Raw genomic sequence first — 4235 nt, 5'->3', positions numbered from 1 at the left:
GGAGGCGGGGGGCACGTCGCGCTCGGGGAGGAACAGCGTGTCCGCGTTCCCGTGGGGCGCGCACTACCTGCCGTCGCCGCTGGAGGACCGCGGGCCGGTGATGCGCCTGCTGCGGGCGATGGACGCCGTCACCGGCGTGGACGCGCAAGGGCGCCCGTCGTTCGCGGAGGAGCTGCTCATCCAGGAGCCCGACGAGCGCCTCTTCTACCGGGGCCACTGGTACGAGGGGCTGTATCTGCGCGCGGGCGCGAGCGCGAAGGACCTGGAGGAGTTGGAGCGCTTCGACGCGAGGATGAACGCCTTCGCCGCCGCGCGCGACGCGAAGGGGCGCAAGGCGTTCTGCGTGCCGGTGGCGCTCTCCAGCGATGACGCGGAGTGGACGGCGCTGGACGCGGTGAGCATGGCGCGGTGGCTGGAGGCGGAGGGCTTCCGCTCGCCCCGGCTCAAGTGGTTCGTGGACTACGCGTGCCGCGATGACTACGGCACCACCGCCGAGCACGTCTCCGCCTGGGCGGGCATCTGGTACTTCGCCGCGCGGCAGAACGGCCAGGGCGAGCGCAGCGACGGGTTCCTCTCCTGGCCGGAGGGCAACGGCCGGCTGGTGCGGCAACTGGTGTCCTCGCTGGGCCCGCGCCAGGTGGAGACCAACGTGCTGGTGCACACGGTGGAGCCGGGGGAGGGTGGCTGCCGCGTGCAGGCGCTGGACGCGCGCACCGGAGCGCCCCGGGGCTTCCAGGCGCGGCAGGTGGTGCTGGCGTGTCCCCGCTTCGTCGCCGCGCACGTGGTGGCGCCGTGGCGCGAGGCGCGGCCCGCGTGGATGGACGCCTTCGTGTACAGCCCGTGGGTGGTGGCGAACCTGACGCTGTCGGGGCCGCCCGTGTCGCGCGGCTTCCCGCTCGCGTGGGACAACGTCCTCTACGAGAGCCAGAGCCTGGGCTACGTGGTGGCCACGCACCAGTCGCTGCGCCAGGACGAGCGCGGCCCCACGGTGCTCACCTGGTACCTGCCCATGGCCGGCGGGGACGTGAAGGCCGAGCGCACCAAGGCCCTCGCCGCGACGTACGGGGACTGGGAGTCATTGGTGATGGCGGACCTGCTGCCGGCGCACCCGGGGCTGGGCGCGCTCACGCAGCGGCTGGAGGTGCAGCGCTGGGGCCACGCGATGGTGCGGCCCCAGCCGGGCTTCCTCTGGGGGGCGGCGCGCAAGGCGGCCCAGGAGAGCCTGGGCCGGCACTTGCACTTCGCGCACACGGACCTGGGCGGGATGGCGCTCTTCGAGGAGGCCAACTGGTTCGGCGTGCGCGCCGCGGAGCTGGCGCTGGCGGGAATGGGACGCAAGGAATCCAGTTGGCTGTGAGCGGCGTTTCGGAATGAATGGGCCCATGAAGGACAGTCGCTTCAGCCGGTCGGAGTTCCTCGCCCTCAGCAGCCTGCTCGCGGGCTCCACGCTGTTCCCCTCGAAGGCGGAGGCGGCACCGGACGGAGGCGTCGCGCCCGTGCGCCCGGCCCGCGGGGCTGTGGTCCCGACGCCGGGGACGGATGGCGGCGTGGCGGGTCCCGTGTCCGCGCCTGCCTCGCAGGCGGAGTACGAGCAGCTGCGGCGGGGCTGCACCGCGTCGCTGGTCGCGGGCTCCACCGCCGAGGACGGCGCGGAGTATGTGCGCATTGGCGAGTGGATGCAGCGCCAGCACCTGTCCAGCGACGTGTACGGCAACGGCGACTTCGTGCAGGCGTTCGAGAAGCGCATCGCGGACCTGCTCGGCTTCGAGGACGCGTGCTTCATGCCCACGGGCACCATGGCCCAGCTCATCGCGCTGCGCATCTACGCGGACGCGGGCGGCCCGCGCACGGTGGGCCTGCACCCGTCGTCACACCACGTGCTGCACGAGGACGACAGCTACGCGGTGCTGCACCAGCTGCGCGCGGTGTTCCTGGGGCCGTGGACTCGGCCCGTGCTGGCCGAGGACGTGGCGCAGGCCCGCGATGCGCTGGGCAGCGTCAGCGTGGAGCTGCCGGTGCGGTGGCTGGGCGGGCAGCTCCAGACGTGGGAGCAGCTGGCCGCGCTCAAGCGCACCTGCCGCGAGCGCAAGGTGAAGCTGCACATGGACGGCGCGCGGCTGTGGGAGAGCCAGCCCTTCTACGGCCGCTCCTACGCGGACATCTGCAAGGGCTTCGACTCCGTCTACGTGTCCTTCTACAAGCGGGTGGGTGCCATTGGCGGCGCGATGCTGGTGGGCGGCCGCGACTTCATCCGCGAGTCGCGCGTGTGGCGCCACCGGCACGGCGGCAACCTGTACCAGCTGGCGCCCCAGGTGGCCTCGTCCGCCATGCGCCTGGACGCGGCGCTGGCCGCCATCCCCGGCCTCGTGAAGCGCGCGAAGGCGCTCACCGCGCTCCTGGCGGCGGATCCGCGCGTCACCGTGCTGCCGCAGCCGGTGCAGACGAACATGTTCCACGTGTTCCTGCGCGGCTCACCCGCGGCGTATAGCCGTCAGCGCGACCGCATCGCGCGCGAGGACCGCGTGTGGGTGGCGGGAGGCTTCGGCCAGACGCGCGTGCCCGGCGTCGTGTCCACGGAGCTGCAGGTGGGCGAGGGGCTGGGGCGCATCAGCGACGCCGACGCGGCCCGGGCCTTCCTGCGCCTGCTCGAAGCGGCCTGAAGGGGCCACCGGGCTTCAAAGACAGCAAAGGCTTTCCGTGAAACAGAGACACCGTGCGTCAGGCACGGTGTCCCTTGTCAGACATCCGAGGTCAGGCCGCCTTCTTGAGGCTGTACTCGGGCGCCTTCTCCTGGGTCTTCAGGAAGAACTCCGAGTCCAGCAGCATCGCGATGCGGCCCTTCTCGTCGTGGAAGGCGATGGGGCCGTGCGCGGTGAAGTGGATGAGCGACTCCTCCAGCGCGGTGGTGGCGGGGTGCTCGGCGCCCAGCGGCTCGAACTCGTAGTCGCCCGCGCGGGTGGTGCCGTGACGGTCCTGCGTGGAGCCGGAGAGGATGAAGATCTCCGCCGGGCCCAGGTGCTTGTGCGGGGCGAAGACAGCGCCCTTGTCCATCTTGAGGATCGCGCTCCACACCCCGGTCTCCGCGCTCACCCGCAGCAGGCGGTAGGCGGTTCCAGGACCGAGCGGCTTCCACTCGAGATCCGCGGTGTGCACCAGGCCATCCATCATCATCGTCAGTCCGGACATGACATCCTCCAGGTCGGCCCTGCGTGTGTGTCGTTGTCCATGATAACGCTCAACACGGAATTCCTTGCAAGTTTGCCCCACGTGCAAGGTTGTCGTGTTTCACATGCCGCGCTCTCTCATGGCGTAGGACGGAAGATTCCACGACGGCTGTTCATCATGGGTGGCCTCGCTCGTATTTTCTGATCAGACAGAAATCGCGAGCCAGGGTTCAGACCCCTGTGGAAAGCCGCAGGGAGTACGAGGTGTCATACGCACGGCGGGCACGTTTGGGTCTCCAGGCGGTGACACATCTGCGGCGCGCGGTATCTCAGGTCGCCGCTTCGTCCGGCGACGCCGCGTCCTTCGCGGTCGCGTCGTAGGCCCTGCGCGCGGCCTCTACCTGTTCGCGGCGCGCGAGCGCCCAGTGGGCCAGGGCGTTGAGCGGCGTCAGCACGTCGCGACCCATCTCCGTCAGCGCGTAGTCCACCCGGGGCGGGATGGTCGGGGTGACGGTGCGCGTGAGGTAGCCGTCGCGCTCCAGCCCGCGCAGCGTGGCCGTCAGCATCTTCTGCGACACCGTGCCGATGGCCCGGCGCAGCTCGCTGAAGCGCAGGCTGCCGTCCGCCAGCATCACGATGACCAGCACGGACCACTTGTCGCCAATGCGGCCGAGCACGTCGCCGACCGAGCGGCAGACTTCGGAGGGGAGGTCGAGGTGACCGAGTTTCATCCAGGTGCCTTCTTGAAGTGCGCGTCGGTTACCAACATATACCCGCTCTCCTTTTGAAACCTACTCCCCGTGGAGCAGGTAGGTGGGTGGAGCATGTACGAGGCGCTGAAGGACGACGTGGTGCTGGTGACGGGCGGGTCCGGGTACCTGGGGGGCTGGACGGTGGTCTCCCTGCTGAAGCAGGGCTACCGGGTGCGGACGACGCTGCGCAGCCTGGAGCGGGAGGGGCAGGTTCGCGCCGACATCGCCCGGCAGGTGGACCCGGGGGACCGGCTCTCGTTCTTCGCCGCGGACCTGCTGGCGGACGAGGGCTGGGAGCGGGCGGCGCGGGGGGCCCGGT

5 protein-coding genes are annotated in these 4235 nt (G+C 70.8%); 3 read left to right on the top strand and 2 right to left on the bottom strand.

Going from position 1 to position 4235, the window contains the following annotated elements; genetic code table 11:
• Nucleotides 1–1357 (top strand): FAD-dependent oxidoreductase (locus tag D7X12_RS39895; RefSeq protein ID WP_120630372.1); only part of this gene is annotated, 1357 nt, incomplete at its 5' end.
• Between the two features lie 25 nt (nt 1358–1382).
• Complete coding sequence (locus D7X12_RS39890) at nt 1383–2660, top strand: threonine aldolase family protein (RefSeq protein WP_120630370.1); 1278 nt, start codon at nt 1383–1385, stop codon at nt 2658–2660.
• 91 nt (nt 2661–2751) lie between these two features.
• Here the strand turns inward: D7X12_RS39890 and D7X12_RS39885 are convergent, their stop codons facing one another.
• Together D7X12_RS39885 and D7X12_RS39880 are read right to left on the bottom strand one after the other, a co-directional pair.
• Nucleotides 2752–3186, bottom strand: a complete 435-nt coding sequence (locus D7X12_RS39885; protein WP_120630369.1) for a cupin domain-containing protein — start codon at nt 3184–3186, stop codon at nt 2752–2754.
• A 307-nt stretch (nt 3187–3493) separates the two neighbouring features.
• Entirely contained in the window at nt 3494–3895 is a 402-nt protein-coding gene (locus tag D7X12_RS39880) for a winged helix-turn-helix transcriptional regulator (protein WP_167509126.1), read from the bottom strand.
• A 93-nt stretch (nt 3896–3988) separates the two neighbouring features.
• Between D7X12_RS39880 and D7X12_RS39875 the strand changes: the two genes are divergently transcribed.
• Nucleotides 3989–4235, top strand: a 247-nt coding sequence (locus D7X12_RS39875) for an NAD-dependent epimerase/dehydratase family protein (protein ID WP_120630368.1), incomplete at its 3' end; no start/stop codon positions are given.

The organism is Corallococcus sicarius (genome assembly GCF_003611735.1).
GTDB lineage: Bacteria > Myxococcota > Myxococcia > Myxococcales > Myxococcaceae > Corallococcus > Corallococcus sicarius.
This window is presented reverse-complemented; position numbering and strand designations above follow the sequence as displayed.